Source organism: Citrobacter sp. MGH100, from assembly GCF_001034465.1.
Classification (GTDB): domain Bacteria; phylum Pseudomonadota; class Gammaproteobacteria; order Enterobacterales; family Enterobacteriaceae; genus Citrobacter; species Citrobacter youngae.
Genome location: NZ_KQ089803.1, coordinates 196880 through 214129 on the forward strand (window position 1 = coordinate 196880; position 17250 = coordinate 214129).

The following is a 17250-nucleotide window of genomic DNA, read 5'->3' on the forward strand; positions in this document are numbered from 1 at the left end:
CGCTATTGCTGAGTGTTGATGGTCTGGGGGATCTTGAGCCCCGTAGGGTAGCTATAAAGGGCTGAGGCATTGAGCACAAGATACCCCGCCTCTGACAGTTTCTCAGCGCGGGCTAATACCAGCCTTGACTGGGCTTCACCTAACGGTTGACCTTTATCGTCCATAAAGTTGATGACTGCAACATAGTCATAGGGCGAGGCTGGTGGGAATAACCGCCCAAAAAGGGCGGCTCCGATGAAACCAAAAAGCAGCGCAATTGCAGCGGTTTTAATCATGCGGCTAACCCCCGCTCAACCAGAATTTCGTTGATAGCCTCTTCGGTATTGATCCCCCGGGACTTTCTGTCTTTGATCGCGGCAACGTCTTTCGGGTCAGTCGAATAGAGAAGTAAGCTGAATGGGTCAACCACAAGTCTGCAAATACCCTGGCCCGCTTTAGAAATGACAAAGATTTCTGAGTAGACACCTTTCGTGGAACGAACGGTTTTAAGGAACCGGTAACCAGCCTCGTCCAGCGCCAGACGTTTATTTGCTTCAGCTTCGTTCACTGCGGATTCACTTTGCCCCAGCAAGAGCATAAAGGCTGAGTTATCTGCGATCGATTTCCCGATACTATCTTTGTAAATATCGTTGATAGACTGGGTGATGGTAATTGCAGCTCCGTTATATTTACGGAACCGGCGATAACCTTTCTCGATGAACGCCCCGATATTTCCTGATAACAATGCCCAGGCCTCATCGATAATGACCAGCTTCATCTGGCTACGGTCGCCCATGAACATGTCCTGCTGGATTTGATAAATCAGCTGAAGGAGGACAACCTGTTTAAGGTGTTCTGAACTTTCCAGTCGGGAAAGTTCAAGTACAGTGAACGGATTTTTGAAGTCGATATTGTTCTTACCAACAAAGTACTTCCCGTACTGGCCCGCACTCGTGAACGGATAGAGCTGATGGCCAATACGTTTAATGTCTTTATCTTCATCTTTCAGCAGTGAATCAGCAACCATATCAACGGTGGTCAGCTTCTTGTGTACACGGACAAGATCAGCTACATGTTGTTTAAGTCGAGACTCTTCGAATGAATTCAGACCTTCTTTAGGAGCTGCCATCACCGATAACAATCCGATGATCAGATCTTCTTCACCGCCACTGGAGTCATCATCTTCAGACTCACCGAAATAGTCTTCGATCAGTTCGAAGAAGTTAAGACATGGCCTGGTTTTGGGATTGAAGTCGAGATAATCGCCCTGGTAGGTCTCACAGATATTTTTGTACGAGTCACCTACATCAATACACCAGACTTTAGCCCCGAGGCTTCTGTAGGCGGTGATAATGTAGTTTGTCAGGAATGACTTACCCGACCCCGACTCAGCTGCGATACAGGCGTTATAGTTAGTATCAGAATCAAACAAGTCCAGTGATTGGATCTGGCCAGAGCGCGATGTCAGCATTAAGGCGGGTTTGTCTGTACCTTGCCAATCTGCATAGAGAGGTGAAAGTACCATCGCTTCACTGAGTGCCATTGTTCGATATCGGCCAATGGACTTTTCTGCTGATGCTTCGTTAAACATTGGCAGAGCTGACAGGAAAATTGGCGCAACATAGTAGGTATCTGGGATCATCTTAAACTGATAGGTGTTCAGATAACTTGCAGCTTCCTGAGCAGCGCGTAACACGCCATCTTTTGAGTTAGAGAAGATTGATACCGTAAATTTGGCTTTGCAAATTGGGTCGTTGTTATCAACTTTTTCGCTAAGAAGATCGAAGCCCTCACGCAAGTTTATGAGTGATGGAACCCACTTAATTAATGGGCCACTGGTTTGCTGAACAACCCAGTTACGTTTCGAGGTGAATTTAGTTTTTTCACTTTGCTGATCAAAGAAAATCAGGCTCATTGAGATGATGCAGGATGATTTAATTCCAGTAACACCACTCATCATATCGCCGAGAAAGTATTGCGCTTGCCCGGGAAAGAATCTTTTCGGGAATTTTCGCGCACTCAATGTTTTCACAAACGTTGTCGGTGTAGGTGCTTCTCCACGAAGCTCGGAATCTGTCGGATCACCAAAACCGCAATAGTCTTTCTTAATGAAAAACATGCGATCGTGGTCGACTAACTGTTCTGAAATGTACTTGTCTTCTTGTGGCTGTACCGGCGTCCGGTCTCTCCAGGAGGCGCTTTCACCCTGGTTGCAAATGGAGCTCAGAACATCGATGTAACTTTCACGCGTCAATGCACCGGGACACAAACCAGTGATGCTCAGCGTCGTTTCGAACACATTCCGCAGCTCGTTAACGTGATTGAATTCTTCTTCACGCATTTCATAGTTATATTTGATCGGAATTTTTACTGTAATGAGAAGCACACAATTTCGGACGCGAGTCCCGGTTCGCTTCATCGGCGTTTCGGTGCTTTTCAAAAGGAATTTAGAGCGGTTATAAATTGCGTTACGCAGGATTGCGTCCCGGCAATCCATACGCAATACGTCCATCCGGTTAATTTTCTGTACGATGTTTGGGCTTGCAACCAGGTCAAACTGAACGATAGTTTTGGCGGGGAAGTTGGAAGACAGCAACGTTTGAAGGTTAGTCATCTCCTTGCCGGTTGTCCCGCTTAAGGGACGACAAACAAATCCGAAACCAACATATTTGTTGTCGCACATAAACAAATGATTGGATTCGTCATATGCACGTACAGGACACAAGTCAGAAAAACGCTTCAGGTTTTTGAGTCGCTGAAAAATTAAAGATTCACTCATAATGCCTCCAGGATTCCCAAGAAAGTGTTACTTGTTCTCGATAAAGTTTTTGAGGCCTTGTTTTGGTGAGCCGAGTACGTAGGAGCCGTCATCACGCACAATGAAAGGGATCATGCTGACACCTAGTATCTGAGCCGTAACTTCACGTCGAGCCAGAGCCTGCATATCGCAGTTCTTTACCTGGTCGAATTTCTGAGTGGAATTTCCGCTGATAATTGCGCGGTCTGCGCGGTAGCGGTCGGATGCACAATACAATTCAATATTTCGCTGCTGGCTTGCCGGGCCCAGAGCTCCGAGCGACAGAACGCTAACGGTGAATTCTTTCGGGTCGAGGTCAGCAAGTGCTGAAAGTGGGGCTGCACAGGCTTCACAACCAGGTGCGGTAAATATCATGACCTTTTTAGGCCCATCGCCCCATACGGCTGGGCGCAAGTCCGCGATATTTAGGTTCAGCTCTTTCATCGGAATGATGCTGGCGTTCTTGGTTATTTCGCTCATGGTGGTCAGAGGCTTTTTAGCCCATGTGTCATAGAGCGTTCCCTGTATAACGAAGCGGCCATTAGAAGACAGCAAATTAACTTTCCCATCAATCTCTAGTGCGATGATGCCGTTAGTAGGGACGACAAAACGTTTTACTTCCTGCGAATTCTGAGGAATGTTCTTGAACGCTTTTTCATTGAAAATCGTATCGATATTCCCGGTGTTTGTTTTTACTGTATCGGCGAATACAGAAGCTGATGCAGAAAGTGCCACCAAAAGTGCCGCAGTCGCGACATGTTTGATAAAGTTCATAGTAACCGCTCCAAATGAGAGAGGTTTCATTTTCACATATTGATTTATTTTGCCGCAGGGAAAAGGGCTGCAAACTGTCCCCAAAAAAAGGAAGTGATGAAATGTTAATATCGGTTTTAATTACTCAATTAGTCCAAATAAAAAGCCACAAAAAAGTGGCTTTTTATTTATGCTTTATTATTACTGGAAGCCAACCGCAAATCCTGCACCAGCTCCAACACCACCGGCTGTATCAGCCGACATGCTAAAGCGGACGTTTACTTTTTCATTGATAGCGTAATTCGCTCCTCCCGAAATTGCCCCCTGGTCTCGGTACGCGCCCATCGCCATGCCAAAACCCGACACGTTATTGAGGAAGGGAATTGAAGCGATAGCAATTGCGCTTGCTGAGCCTGCTTTTGCTCTTTTATCATTACGGTCAACCGTCTTTTTAAGGTCAGAGAACTTCTGGTTTGTGTAGCTATTAGCTGAAGCCAAGGTCTGTCGGTCACCATCAATCCGTGACTGGCGCTCAGTATCGACAAGGAAATCAGTCCTTGAGTTGATGACAGATTCACGGGCATCCGTATGACTGTTTGCACTTACAAGAGTTTGAGCATCGCCAGCAACTCGGGATGCGCTTTCAGTTGCAATTAGACTGTCGGTACGAGCGTTGATCGACACTTCACGCTCGTCGGTATAAGTATTAGTATCCGTGGCAGTCTGGCTATTGTCGTTACTGCTACCAGACCCTGTACCACTTCCTGTCCCGCTGCCGTCCGTACCGTTATTGTTATTTCCGCCTGTAGTAGGTGGCGTTGTGTTAGAGCCAGAGCCAATGGATGAAAGGTACGAACTGATGGCACTATCAGTGTACGCCTGAAGTGAACTAACGGAATTCATGAGCTGACCATAGTTCACCGCATCATACCGGCTGGAACCATCAGCAACATTAGTCAGTGTTCTTTGTACCGTAGCTGAACCAAACGATACGGTATCAGCACTATTGGAGAATGAACCGTTCCCAATGGAAATACCTCCATTTGAAGCAGAAGCATAATTACCAATAACAATTGCGTTATCATCGGATACAGTATTGTAGTTGCCAAGCACGATCGATTCGTCGGAATCAATGGTATTAATTGTGCCGATTGTGATGTTGCCAAATTTAAAAACAGCAGAGGGGTCATTAATCGGTGCAGCTGTAATATTGTTTAAGGAACCGATAGTCAAAGCGTAGGAACCACCACTCACCGTATTGAATGTACCCATTATAGAACCAGCGTAATTAGTAGCAGTGTTTCTGGAACCAAGAATTGCTCCCATACCTACCATATCCAGTTCGTTATAAGAGCCTATTACTTGCAATGCACTTCCTGAAACGTTATTGCTATAACCCATAACGGCAAGGTTTTGTCCTAGAACTTTATTGTCACTCCCAACCAGATTCAAATCAAAAAGACCAGTGCCAGTATTATTATTCCCGTAAACATTGAAACTATTGGCGTAGTCATTCCAGAATTGGCTTGGGTCGTAACTAAATGATAAGTCATTATTGCTTCCGGTAATAATATAGTTTGTTAACGAAGTAATTGTGTTGTTATTCCCTGAAACACTTGAGTTGCCGAGTGGTGATTTACAGTTTGATGGGGTTGCACAGGGTGTTAGCCCTGAAATGTTATTGCCATCACCATTTACAGTAACTTCGTCAATTTGGGTGCTATCGATTGAGTTATCTGCCACGGCTACAGCACAATGAAGTGCCAGAACAATAGCAATATATAATGACTTTTGTTTCATGTGCTTACCTTTTCAGTGATGGGTATTAAAAAGACGACCAAGGAATACAGCACATGAAAAAAGTAGTACCGGTATACCGGTACTACTGGACAATTATTTAATGTAACTCCCTTTCTGAGGAGGTTGTGATGTCTCACCCTGGGATTGTGCTGGAGCAGCGGCAACCGGTGCAGACATTGGTCTGATAACAGCAGTTGATGTGGCACTATTTCTTGCACCGACTTCCCAACGACGCGGCTCAATCTCGGTATAGACGTAGCCAGGGACGTTAAGGTCTCCATCTGCGGTCTCATAGGGGTCAACCAGCACCCGCATGACGATAGATTGCGTTCGGATGGGTTGAGGATCAGCAGCAGTAGCAGGCACAGGGACGTATCGACCACCATCGGCAGTATTCCGTCCACCGTTCCCGGCTGTAGTGCGCAGCCGCTTAACCTCCACAGGCTTTCCCGAAAGTTGGTTTTCAGATGCGGTGTCAATCTGCTCCTGGTAATCATCTCCATCGGTCAGGGCATACACATCTCGGACATTCATACATGTGACCGAATTGGGCATTCCCTTGCATCCATATTCATCGTTCTGGCCCAGTAGTGAGCAACCCGACATCGCAAAACCGGCACTAACTAAAAACAATGCCGATACAATTTTCTTCGTCATCATTTCTTGCCCCCAACGGTTTGAGTTTTTGAAGTAACACGTGTGAATTTCAGCATGACCCCTTTTTGCACAATAAAATCAACACTACGGCCTGGATCAATTTCAATTACAGGGAAAAGGTCACCGGCCATTTGCATATAGAAATCGGCAAGACGATTCAATGCGCCACCTACGCCAGAAACTGCTGCGCCCTGGAGTGCGTCAGAGCTCATAACCTGCTGGTAAGGAGTAGCGTCACTACTATCTCCATCGCGTTTAATACTGATTGTCGGAATACTCTGTACGTTAAAGAGCTGAGATGCAGCCTGTAGGAAGCCAGCGGTCAGGGCTCGTGCCAGGTATTGCCCTTGTTTGGTAACCAGTCGACCACGAACACCTGATTTACCATCTTCACCAACAGCGTAGGCTACGAGTGGGGCTTCAAAAACTGCACCGTCATCCCGAATGCACGTTATGACTTCCGATCTGAAATAAGCTCTTTCGGAGGACAAATCACCGAACCCAGCTGCAAGCATTCCGCATTCACGTATATCTGCACGGAAACGGTTTGGGAGAATTGCATCCTTTTTCACCCTGGCCAGCGCCGGATAAGGGTCTTTTCGTGCATCACGAGATGTTGGTGCATCCATCCCCGCAATCAAAACAGTACTTATGATCGACGTTGCAGGAAGGTAGGTCTGGTTCTCGGGGTTATCATCTTCGTCAGCAACGGGTGCGGCTTCAATATCTTCCTGTACAGTGATGATTTCAGGAGTTGCCTGGCTTGGTACTGCTTTGCCATCCTTCCCTTTCTGCTGACGCTGGTTTGCTGCGGGTTCCGGTACGACAGGGGGGGCCGCATCTTCGTATACGCGCTGTAATGTTTTCCCGTTATTGAAACTTCCTGAGTTTCTTGGCGCAACTGAAGGGGCAGATATCTCTTCAGGTTTATACAGAGTAGGGACGTTACGTTGGCCGTTTCCAGCCAGTGGTGTCGCTCCGCGAGACTGTTGTGAGTAAGGCACAGGGTTAGAGACGGTATCAACGCGTTTCTTAATAGCTGCAACCTCAGCGCCTGATTTTTTCTGGTTGTTCTCCAGATTGCTAAGACGCTGAGCTGTCTGATCAGCACCATATTTCTCGGTTAACGTTTTAATCAGTTGACCTTGCTCTTTAATGGTCTTGTCGAGTGCGCGAATTCGCGCCGCAATAGCATTCTGGCTAACTCCATTGGTATCACCATCGGTAAGGACGCTGGCAATCACTTTTTCTTGTGGCGCTCGATTTCGGGGGCCAGCTGAGTCGGGTATAACCAAGAGCAAAAAAAGAACGGCGAAAGTAAATACGCCAGCCCATAAAACCCATTTTTTATGCTTTGCTGAAATTGAGGCCCATTTCTCTTTTAAGGGGATAAGCATGATTTTACTCCGCGAGTTTAGGGCGCATGGAATCGTTAGCTTGTTCGTTTGGCTGGATGTTGCGGATAACGAAGTAAGCTTCAGTTCGCTGGCCAGGCTGGAGAGTGTTGCGACTCCATAGTGCTCTTGCTGCAAGCTGAGGATGGGTGCAGAGTGATTCATCAACCATTACTGTTGATGAACCAGTGTTTTGTGCAACGCCGATGATGACACTGAATTGACTACCCTGAAGATACTGGCCATTTGCAAAGGAGTAGCGAATCTGATCCTGGTCAGTACCCGTGCGGAAATTACAGTTCGGGATACCAACTCCTGAAGAGAGATTTCCCAGAGAGTATCCGGGTGGAATGTCCCCAAGCGCGATGGTTCGCATTATGTTGCGAATCGTCTCGATGTAATTATCTTTCTGTTCCCATCGCCTGGCTTTGACTTCGCTTCCACCATAGTTGTTATATGCCGCAGGCATAACACCAGAAGTACTCGTGTTGTTCAGCTTTCGTGAAAGCATGAGAGTGGCTTGCACCGGTGCAATTTTCTGAGGTACTAACGACACGGAGATCGCTACACTTTCGTCACCTTTCTCACTGATATAGAGACTTGCCGGGTTACTGTCTGAGGTGGAAACGTAGAGAGCGTTATCTTTTACATTTACAGTTACACCCTCCTGTTTAACTTTCTGCACTACAGGGTGTTCAAACGGTGTAACAAGCCGGTTGATCTGGTTAATCGAAATCGGTACGAGGGTGTTCACGCCAGGCGCAACGATATATTCCAGCCGAGAAGGAATGACTTCTTTTGTGAGTGGAACGGGACTGGCAATTGCAGCAGGTACTGGTTGAATATTACGGCCATCAATAGCTGGTTCACTCCCGCCATTGATAGAGTTACTTGCTGGTGGTGTATAGTTGTCAGGATATGGGCGTGTTTCTGTGCTGAGCATTGCCTGAGTTGAGGATGCTGGTCGAGAGGCGAGTTTTGCAGTGACTTTGGGTTGCGACTGCGCATCAGGCTGCTCAAATACCATGCCTTGATCAACAGACATTTCGCCCGCCGTTACGCTATGGGTCGCTAATGTGGACGACGCGGTAAGCAACAGGATAATTATGCGTTTACTATTCAACATTTAGCCCCCCGATAAGTGGCAACACTACGTTCATTTTTAAATTGGCTATTACCAATCAGAAAATTCATTTCGGCACATCCGTTTTGTTTACTGATTGCTGATTTATTAATCTCTCGCTTAAAGATTTATATCTCGGTTAAATCAACTAACGAAATTCTGTCAGGAAGTTCGAGCTGCCGAAGATTTCTGCCTTTGACCTTTGTGTTTATCTTCTTCACTTGGCAGCAACGGTTTGCCACTCTTTATCTCAATGAACGTAATAATGGGCCGGTAGCCTTTTACGTTAACAGTAATCTCGTAATAGACTGGCGTGGTCGATGGTTTGCCGGTGATACCTTCGAGAGTTTGGTTACCGGTGACATAAAAAGTACCAACTGCTAACGGGTCGGTGATAACCCCGACCGGATTAAAAGAAAGCGAGATTCGGTCGCGCTTAATTTGGTCAATCTGGTCGTCCATTGCTTTCATAACTTTTGTGTAAATTGAAGCGTCAAGAAACGGGCCGATAGAATTCTTGAGTAGATCTAAAGTGGCTGGGTTAGCATTTCCAAAACTGTCGGCTATATATAACGCCCATGCCTTCATATAAGAGCTGCTGGCGGCTTTTTCATCCAGCCAGGCTGTTTCTGTAAGGTTTGGCGGAATAATAGTGATGGGTTGTGTTTTGGCTAACAGAGCATAACCAAGTACAAGGTTTGCCAGAATCATTGAGGCAGAGATTAACTTGAAACTTTTGTTTTCTAACTGAAGTCCAACTAACCCTTTTTTGAAATTATGGATATTCATACAATAAACTCCCGGTCGAAGGATTCAGGTACAAAAGTGCCACCACCGAATGTGACTCCGAATTTCCAGTAACAGAGGTGCATAAAATATTTCTCAGAAGCTCGCGCCAGAAAACCGCCATAAACACGTGAAACTACAACACCCAGAATTATCATCGGTAATAATCGTCCAGTGATAATCCCAACCGCGAGAGCAACGAAAAATGGCATGGCTTCATCAATCGACCAAAAAAATAACTTTGGTGGTTCGTCAATCGAGTGAGAAATATAAACAGGTTCCATGATGACCTCTCATATGAATTTTTTCAGATTTATTGACGACAAAATGCGCCTATTTCTGACCAGAGCCTGCAAGCTGAGCCATCATTTGCATAAGGCCTGCTCCATCTACTGCGCCCTGAACAATGGCTGACTTATCACCGTAGACAACAATGTTTGTAGGGGTCTTTTGGATACCAAGCTGACCTGCTTCACGAACGTCGTCGGCTATCTTGCTGGACGGCCTGGCCGCATTGATACATTCAAGTAAGCGGTTCGGGTCTAAACCAGTTTCGCGGGCGATTTGGTCTAGCGGTGCGCTAAGACCGTGCCCGTCAGATTGGCTGTAGCGGAATAACGCTTTAGATAACTGGAAGAAAGATGGATTTCCTCCCTGCTCAACAGCACACTCCGCTGCTAAAGCTTCAGTACGGGAAGCCTGCCCGTGAACAGGAACATGTTTGAAAACCATCGCAATATTCCCTTGTGATGAATCCACGAGATCCATAACGATTGGGAAATGTTGTTTGCAGTACTGACATTCAAAATCGGAATACTCAATGATATAGAACTGAGCATCCGGGTTCCCATAAATACGTTCGTTGTCCGTAGAAGGCGCATAGGCGGTATCGGGTTTGTTTCCAGTCCGGTAACCGACATTGGATTGTTTCTGCGATTCAGGTTTTAGGCCCGCTGCATTAATGTATTTTGCAAATGCGTCCAGTAGTTCGCTTTTGTTGTTTACTACGGGCTTGTGAGTCTCAGCAACGATCGCTAGGTCATTAAGAAGTTGGGACTGTCTATCGATTTGGTAAGTAAAAAATGCAGCCGTGCTTACCATAACCATGAGCGGAATTCCAAATATAAGAGAGTTCAAAATGTTCTTTTTCATTTGTAGCCTCTTGATTGCTGCAATTGTTCCGGCGTATAGATTTCGTTTGGCTTTTGGACTTTGACCTGAGACGCCTCAGCAGCTTTTTGCTTTTTAAGATAGGGCAGTATGATTTCAGCCATGTCTTTGTTCAGGACATCCCGTGACTGAGGGTAAGTTGATGCCGTGATCTTCTGATTGAGGATACGGATTTTTTCTGGGACATCAGAAATTAGCAAATAGCTAATCATCCCTACGGTAAACGTCAGGCAGAGCAGGGCAGAAAGAATAAATGGTTTCGAATTAGTCATGCATCACCTCGCACAGCTAATTTAACAAACATGAAATATTGAGGAAAAAGAAAAGCACCGCAAATTGAGGTGCTTTTCTTAAGGTTAAATACGTTTTGGTAGGTTTGAAATAAGTAGAGATGAACCAATAGGAATCATTACTATCATTATGAGTGCCCCGATCATTGGAGGCACAGGTAACGGTATAAAAAGCGACAGGAGAACGCTATATACACCCCAGCCAATCAATACCATGCTACGACGGTTAAGAAACGGACTGGCATATCCAAAGTTATATCTTTTTGCCATCCACCGCATTACCCCTGCAAACAGAGACGGGATGATGACCACGGCCATGTACGGTAACCAATACATATCAAGTGTTAAACGATACATAATCATGTAGAGCCAATAATTCAGGTTCTCGGCAATGTTCTGGAAAAGCCCAACAAAGTATTTCAGTGGCCCGCCGTGGTTGGCCATGTCGCTGGGAGGAAGCTGGTAAAAATCCTTTAACGCCTTATCAATCCCCGTATTTACAAATGCTTCAGTATAATTGTCGCGAGCCTTTTGCAATACCATGACGAAATCTTTTTCGCCTATCATTTTATGACCCCATGCGATTTCTTTCAGAGCATTAGACTTAAAATACTCAACCGGAAAGAAGACAGAGATAAAAAGGAGAATCGTCGAACTCCAGATGATCAGTGTCTTTATCGTCTTAGGCCACTTTTCCTCATTCAACTTATCAGACATTCGATATCCCCAATCTTCGCCTTCCTCCCAGCCTGGATAATCAGTTCGTTGGTTAGCTTTCTCGGGAGATTTATCCGTGAAGTAATTTCACAGAAATTCAACGTGTGTTGAAGTTCCCGGCAAACGAACAAGCCAAGCTCAATGATATAGATCGCAAGCCGCTCCCAGTCATTCAGCTCCTGCTCGTTGTCCTGATGATAAGCTTTGATAGCGGAGCTCACTGCTGCACCAACGCGTTCATCAGGAGTAAGGGTTTTCAGTAGAGCTAACATTTGCCCAGTGATGCCATCAACACATGGCCAGATCATGGTCAAACCGTCATATGAGGCTTGATCATCTTTACGCTTTAATAGAGTTTTGGTTTTAATCATATTTACCCCTCGGCGCTGATACGTGATTTTTCACCACGAACCTTTTGTTGACGTTCGTAGATTGAAAGGTACTTTTTAGCGATAGTTCGGACATCGCTTAACTCGGACTCATTCCTCGGCATTAATATGACGGGGACTTTACCTTTTACTATTTTATTAGCCTGATTTATGGCCATGCATTCGAGGTTGGGTAACCAACCTAGCAGTTGAGATTGAAATAACTCGCCTTCTTCCTCCATCAATCGTTCCCCGACACTGCCGGTGATTTGTTCAGGATCTGCACCTGCGCTGGAGCCATGACCACGCATAATATATTTGAACTTTGTCGGTGGTACTCGTTTCATGACTGCTTCCTGGGCATCAGGATCTGGTGTGCGTAGCGCCGTAAAGTGGTTCGTATTGGTTATAACCTGCTTCATTTTGGCTTCTGAACCGAGACGGGCTTCGAAGTCGGAAGTCGATTGCGACGAAATAAATAAGCGGAACCCAGCACCACGGGTTTTATTCAACATTTTAATAACTTGGTCATTAATAACTTCAGCTGCTTCATCGATTAACACCATTACAGAAGCCAAGTCCTGACCACCAGGTTTTAAAAAATTGTACACAGTCGAGCTAACAGATGTTATATCAGACAGGAAAATAGAACCGACCGCAGATCCAGTCTCAGCATCTGCAAGGGAATTTAACCCCAAATACAACATTCCCCCGGTAGTGATGATATCCTGAATATTCGAAATTGGACGAGTATCATTCAGTTCATCTTCATCAGCACTGTCAGGGGATAACAACTCTGACATAAACCCTTGAGTTAGTTGACTAAGAATTGGCATCACGTTCAGAATCATTTTCTGGAAGTGTTCGCGCTGATGACCGAACATATCAATACCGGCTTCAATTGAAGTATCGCCTTTCCCTTTATTACCTTTAATGTCATTTCGGTAAATGTCTGCACATATTTCTGCTATTTCTTTTGGGCCTTTAATTTTAGACGAGTAACGGTCAATTTTCGCCTGTAAAATAATGTCGAAATCGGACTCTCCTAAAGTCTTGTGGCCGAATTTAGTGATGGCCATAATCAATAGAGATGCTAATGAAGAGATGTCAGCACTCAGTTGTGATTTAATATTGCGTAAAGTCGGTTTGATTTCACAGATTTTCATCAGCTCAACAACCGTAGTTAATGACATAATACCAAATGAAACAAACGGATCGCTCGTACTATCAGCACGTTGAATAACCGATGTAATTCTGTTAGCTACCTCGCCAGCCTGAGTGTAGTTAGTAATTGGAGATATTCGAGCTGATTTTTCAGGATGCGCCAATGAAACGTAATTATATTTCGTTGAGCGATCCACCAATTCCAGACAGAACTTCATCCATTCAGCCAGTTCTTCATCATTTTTGGGGTCAATGAGGATTAGTGGTTGTTTTTTTAGTGCGGCTTGAAGAATAAGTAGTTTAAAATATGTTGTTTTGCCTGAGCCGGTTGTGCCAGTTATAAGCGTATGCAACGATAAAAGTTCTTCAGAAATTCCGATCCATTCGTTTTTTTTACCTAGCGCATGAATCCAGCCGAGGCCCATAAAATTTTTGGATGGTTTGGCTACAAATTTCTTTATGTCACGCTTTATCAACTCAGATGCCAGTTGACCCTCATTCTGGCCCCACTCAAAGCCTCTGCAAATAAGATAGCTGTCAGGCTCACGAATCATCTGTTCGATAAATGATTTCATGTCCATTACGAGTGGTTTTGGTTTTCGCTTCAGGCGGCGTTTGTGCGTATAAATATCCCATGCTGCCGGGAGACTACGAATACCATAAGCAGCCTGGACTGCAACTGAGAGGTAACAGGGTAGAGATGGCATGTTAAACAGTGTATTAACCCCGATAGTTGCGGCTATACCTGCTGTCCAACCAAGAGTCTCAAGGCCTTCAAAATTTGTGCGCCAACGTAAGTTATATTTCCACTCACTCATCTTTATCCACCATTTGATTATGCATTCGTTCACTATTAGGAAGAATGTAGTCAACACCGGTCTTTGAATAGAAATCAAAGTGCATCAGCATAATCTTCTGCAATTGAGTAATATCAATGCCGAGTTCATCCGCAATACGTCGCTTTAAGGCAACGCTTACGGCAATGACAGGCTCTCCAGAATAGGTTCGCTTCAGCATACCTTTTGAAATCATTTCATTGCATAAATCTGTAATGTTGTAATCTTTATCAGAAACATCAGTTAAAGCAGAGTAAAGCAGATCGTTAAACTTCCCATCCATCAGCAAGTCGATATCATTATTAAGTTCTTTTCTGAGATATAAGCACTTCTGAGTACGATGGAAATAATACTGGGCTGGGGCTTCCATAAACCTTTGCCATAACCAGTTGGAGTCCTGAAGCAGAGCATAATTACGCTCATCAAAATCTTTATCAATAGCAATGATTAAGTGGCCTGATTCAATGAAAAGATCGTCTGAGTGGTCGGTAACATATTTAACGAGAAATTCTTTGGCCGCTTCAAGACCAGATACGTATAGCTGACTAAATTTATCGTAAAATTTTACGTTAGCCGGTATGTTGGCCGAAGTATCCGCATGAGCCGAGTAACCAAAATCGTTATCAGCTTTCATGTCATCCTGCCACATGGAATCATAATCTTCGTAAATTGAATAATCATCAATTACCTCACCAGACTGAATGCCGGTATCGACAGCATCCTGGTGCAGCTGAATTTCCTTTAATGCCTGACGGGTAGGTGAGGGCTGGGTCTGATCCAATGCATCGCTTGAAGTTGGTTCGTTGCTATTATACGAGTTGATGATTGAATGAAACTCAAGGGTTTCGTTCAGAGTTTTATGGTTTGGTTCTTTTATAAGTGAACTGGGTACAGAGAACTCAATCTCTGTTTGTGCCGATGCCAGGGTTTCTTTGAGGGAAAGACGGCGCTTGGGTTCATTATTCTCCGACACTGGCTTTGGTTGATTATCTTTGAGCCCTTTTGATTCCCCGCTGCCCGCCAGCTCAGTTGTTGGTGAATTAGTGTCATCCAGACAATCTTTTTGATTTTTGGTACTGGTATTTCTTTCCTTTACACGATTGTAGTCCTCATCAGAAAGCAGATTGAGCTTATGCAGCAGTTCGTGGGCGTTTTCCGGCGTAACCTGTCGGTTTCCAAAAATACTCTCCAGTGGAGATTCCTGTTCATCAGCAATGATTGTTCCGCCCTGTAAAACTGAGCGGTCGACCTCATTCGGTATTCCGGTTGACGGAACCGGCTTCTGACCAATGTAGGGTTCGCTTTCGACGAGTTTTGGCTGGTTTGGCCTCCCGGTCAGGTATTCCACCCATTTACCTTCAATACGGATGCGGCTGCTGCATGGTAGAGGGTCAACAGTATCGACAAATAGTACTTCTGGAGATATCAGAAGGATGCAGCTCAACGCAACTTTAGGGTCTTTGCTTTCTCTTGAACTTTTATCATTCAAGATATGAGGGGCAATACGCCAGTATGCAGTGTCATCGTCCTGGTGAACGTTTGGTCGACAGAGATGATAACTTAGCATCAGGTCAGCCAGACTATTCTGGGTTTGTGGAATAACAGCGCCGGAGTTCCTAACGGTCTCAATAATATCCTTGACCGCAACACCCCAGACGATGAATACGCCATAGGTAGTCACCCATACAGGGCTTCCTGGCTTGTTGGGAATCCAATCTCCTTTTTTCAATCTATGGCGCATGGCATCAACTACACGCTGAACCGCAGGTACACCTGACTGGCTTGCACGAATCGCATCACCGGCGTATTGCCGCATATCATAGTTAACGGATGCTGAGTCGGCGGCCTTAATGGTAGTGAGGATCTTGTTTTTGACGTCCTGACCACTGATTTTTTCTGCATTGAGCTGCGCACTGGCATTCAGTGCCCGGGTCAATTCATTGAAAATATCATTCCCGCCGTTAAGAAGGTAAACATGCATTTCTTTTGGCATGATCATCAACAACATATTGCTCGTGCTGGAGGTATGCTGGCGGTGACGGCCTGGTTTCCATACAAGATAGTATCTTTTTACATTGTTCTCTTTTGCCCAGACATGGATTGGTTCATGGCCTGGAGGCCAGTGAATTTTCCCGTCTTCGTTCCATACTTCAAAATCGGTAAATGGTTTCCCGAGGTCATGAAGTAGCCCACCAGCTGCGACTGCAAGTCGCCATGCTAATGCACGATTTGATTTATGTACGGGAACCGCCATTGAATCAAACTCGATGTTTTTAGAACGCCGGATACACTGGAAACACACTTCCAATGAATGACGCAACAATCCGGTTGCAGCACGGTGATGATGGTTTTCGGATGCCGGGAAGAGGTGAACAAAGTTAGCGAAATTTATCAGCATAGGAAGAATAAGCTGATTAAACTCAGAGTCCCTAATATCCAGTTCTCGTTTAATCGCCATCACAAGTGGTTTCTGGTAATGACGTAATACGTACTCACCCGGTACTTGAGCCGGGAATCCGATTTCGCTTGCCGGATAGCGCATATTATCTCGTGATGAAATGAGTTTCCCGATTTCTTCATCTACTGACATATCGATTTCGTCACCGAATAGATCAGTGGTAGCCTTTTTGTTATCAGGCAAAAAAGTATTCAGAATATTTTTAATGTGTCTCAGCATTAAAAGATTTCTCCGGTTAAGTACCTTGTAAGTTAACCGATTGAGAAAAAAATCGTGCTGGAAAATGACGACGTTTTGTCTTCATAAAACATAACGTCAAGGGTGAGAAATTAAGATAATGACGTTGCTATCCAATTGGAGACTAAGCAATGAAATTGGCGAATAAAATTGTTTTGCCCCTGCTGGTGGTTATTACCGGCGTAATCACCAGCGGTTGCAGTGGGACAGGTAAGCCACAACGTACTTACCTCGACGAAACGCGCAATCTCCCCGCCAGGGCCGAGTACCCCTACCAGTATCAGTACTCCGAATCCTGGCGTGGTACAGAACGCGGTGGCGCGGCTATACGTTACCCTGGGTATGAGCATACGCTCGTGAGTCCGTATGCCATCAATGATCCATCCGGGAAGCGATATGTGGCACATGACAATTACACCCAGGTCTTGCTCACTTCAGTGGCAAACACAAAGTATGCCAATGGGCCGCGTGGCACGTTCACACAGACCCCAGCATTTTGCGGGGAAAATACCTTTCTCCTTCCTAATAACACACAGAACGCCAGTAGGGCTGAATACCTCCGTATCAAAGATAAATACTGCTCAACACCTGGCTATCGGTTAAGTGCCCACGAATTAAATGTGCTTTCCAGTGGTGAACCGGAAGAGCTGCGGAAATATCGAATTCAGATGCAGATCGATAACCAACAACCTAAGTCCTAATCCATCAAAATGCGAGGGTA

The 17250-nt window shown here is 45.2% G+C and carries 16 protein-coding genes; 1 reads left to right on the plus strand and 15 read right to left on the minus strand.

Going from position 1 to position 17250, the window contains the following annotated elements:
* Nucleotides 1-2 precede the first annotated feature (2 nt).
* The 15 genes from SK32_RS21335 to mobH all read right to left on the minus strand — a co-directional run bounded on the left by SK32_RS21335 (nt 3) and on the right by mobH (nt 16511).
* Nucleotides 3-275 carry a hypothetical protein gene (locus SK32_RS21335; RefSeq protein ID WP_007372231.1) on the minus strand — a complete coding sequence of 91 codons (273 nt, stop codon included), beginning with the start codon at nt 273-275 and terminating at the stop codon, nt 3-5.
* Nucleotides 272-2758 (minus strand): type IV secretion system protein TraC, encoded by a 2487-nt coding sequence (gene traC, locus SK32_RS21340; RefSeq protein ID WP_007372230.1) that lies wholly within the window; start codon nt 2756-2758, stop codon nt 272-274. The genes SK32_RS21335 and traC overlap by 4 nt, the downstream gene beginning before the upstream one ends.
* A gap of 27 nt (nt 2759-2785) precedes the next feature.
* A complete protein-coding gene (locus SK32_RS21345) occupies nt 2786-3550 on the minus strand; it encodes a DsbC family protein (RefSeq protein WP_007372229.1) in 765 nt (254 codons plus the stop codon).
* A gap of 180 nt (nt 3551-3730) precedes the next feature.
* Nucleotides 3731-5329: a YadA-like family protein gene (locus SK32_RS21350; protein ID WP_007372228.1), complete on the minus strand. Its 1599-nt coding sequence runs from the start codon at nt 5327-5329 to the stop codon at nt 3731-3733.
* Between the two features lie 93 nt (nt 5330-5422).
* Entirely contained in the window at nt 5423-5989 is a 567-nt protein-coding gene (traV, locus tag SK32_RS21355) for a type IV conjugative transfer system lipoprotein TraV (RefSeq protein WP_016241587.1), read from the minus strand.
* Nucleotides 5986-7383, minus strand: coding sequence for a TraB/VirB10 family protein (locus SK32_RS21360; RefSeq protein ID WP_007372227.1), 1398 nt, complete (start codon nt 7381-7383; stop codon nt 5986-5988). The genes traV and SK32_RS21360 overlap by 4 nt, the downstream gene beginning before the upstream one ends.
* Before the next feature lie 4 nt (nt 7384-7387).
* Nucleotides 7388-8506, minus strand: a complete 1119-nt coding sequence (locus SK32_RS21365; RefSeq protein ID WP_016241588.1) for a TraK domain-containing protein — start codon at nt 8504-8506, stop codon at nt 7388-7390.
* Nucleotides 8507-8665: 159 nt separating this feature from the next.
* The gene (locus tag SK32_RS21370; RefSeq protein ID WP_007372225.1) at nt 8666-9292 is read right to left on the minus strand and encodes a TraE/TraK family type IV conjugative transfer system protein; all 627 of its coding nucleotides are present in this window, start codon (nt 9290-9292) and stop codon (nt 8666-8668) included.
* Complete coding sequence (gene traL, locus SK32_RS21375) at nt 9289-9573, minus strand: type IV conjugative transfer system protein TraL (protein ID WP_007372224.1); 285 nt, start codon at nt 9571-9573, stop codon at nt 9289-9291. The genes SK32_RS21370 and traL overlap by 4 nt, the downstream gene beginning before the upstream one ends.
* A gap of 49 nt (nt 9574-9622) precedes the next feature.
* Nucleotides 9623-10441, minus strand: coding sequence for a DsbA family protein (locus SK32_RS21380; RefSeq protein ID WP_007372223.1), 819 nt, complete (start codon nt 10439-10441; stop codon nt 9623-9625).
* Nucleotides 10438-10731, minus strand: coding sequence for a hypothetical protein (locus SK32_RS21385; protein WP_007372222.1), 294 nt, complete (start codon nt 10729-10731; stop codon nt 10438-10440). Before SK32_RS21385 ends, SK32_RS21380 begins: the two co-directional genes overlap by 4 nt.
* A gap of 84 nt (nt 10732-10815) precedes the next feature.
* The gene (locus tag SK32_RS21390) at nt 10816-11466 is read right to left on the minus strand and encodes an IncC plasmid conjugative DNA transfer DtrJ family protein (RefSeq protein WP_007372221.1); all 651 of its coding nucleotides are present in this window, start codon (nt 11464-11466) and stop codon (nt 10816-10818) included.
* Entirely contained in the window at nt 11451-11837 is a 387-nt protein-coding gene (locus tag SK32_RS21395; protein ID WP_009654243.1) for a hypothetical protein, read from the minus strand. Before SK32_RS21395 ends, SK32_RS21390 begins: the two co-directional genes overlap by 16 nt.
* Nucleotides 11838-11839: 2 nt before the next feature.
* Nucleotides 11840-13816, minus strand: coding sequence for a conjugative transfer system coupling protein TraD (gene traD, locus SK32_RS21400; protein ID WP_007372220.1), 1977 nt, complete (start codon nt 13814-13816; stop codon nt 11840-11842).
* Nucleotides 13809-16511, minus strand: coding sequence for a MobH family relaxase (gene mobH, locus SK32_RS21405; RefSeq protein ID WP_048213843.1), 2703 nt, complete (start codon nt 16509-16511; stop codon nt 13809-13811). The genes traD and mobH overlap by 8 nt, the downstream gene beginning before the upstream one ends.
* 149 nt (nt 16512-16660) lie before the next feature.
* Between mobH and SK32_RS21410 the strand changes: the two genes are divergently transcribed.
* Nucleotides 16661-17230, plus strand: a complete 570-nt coding sequence (locus tag SK32_RS21410; RefSeq protein ID WP_016241589.1) for a hypothetical protein — start codon at nt 16661-16663, stop codon at nt 17228-17230.
* Nucleotides 17231-17250: the final 20 nt, after the last annotated feature.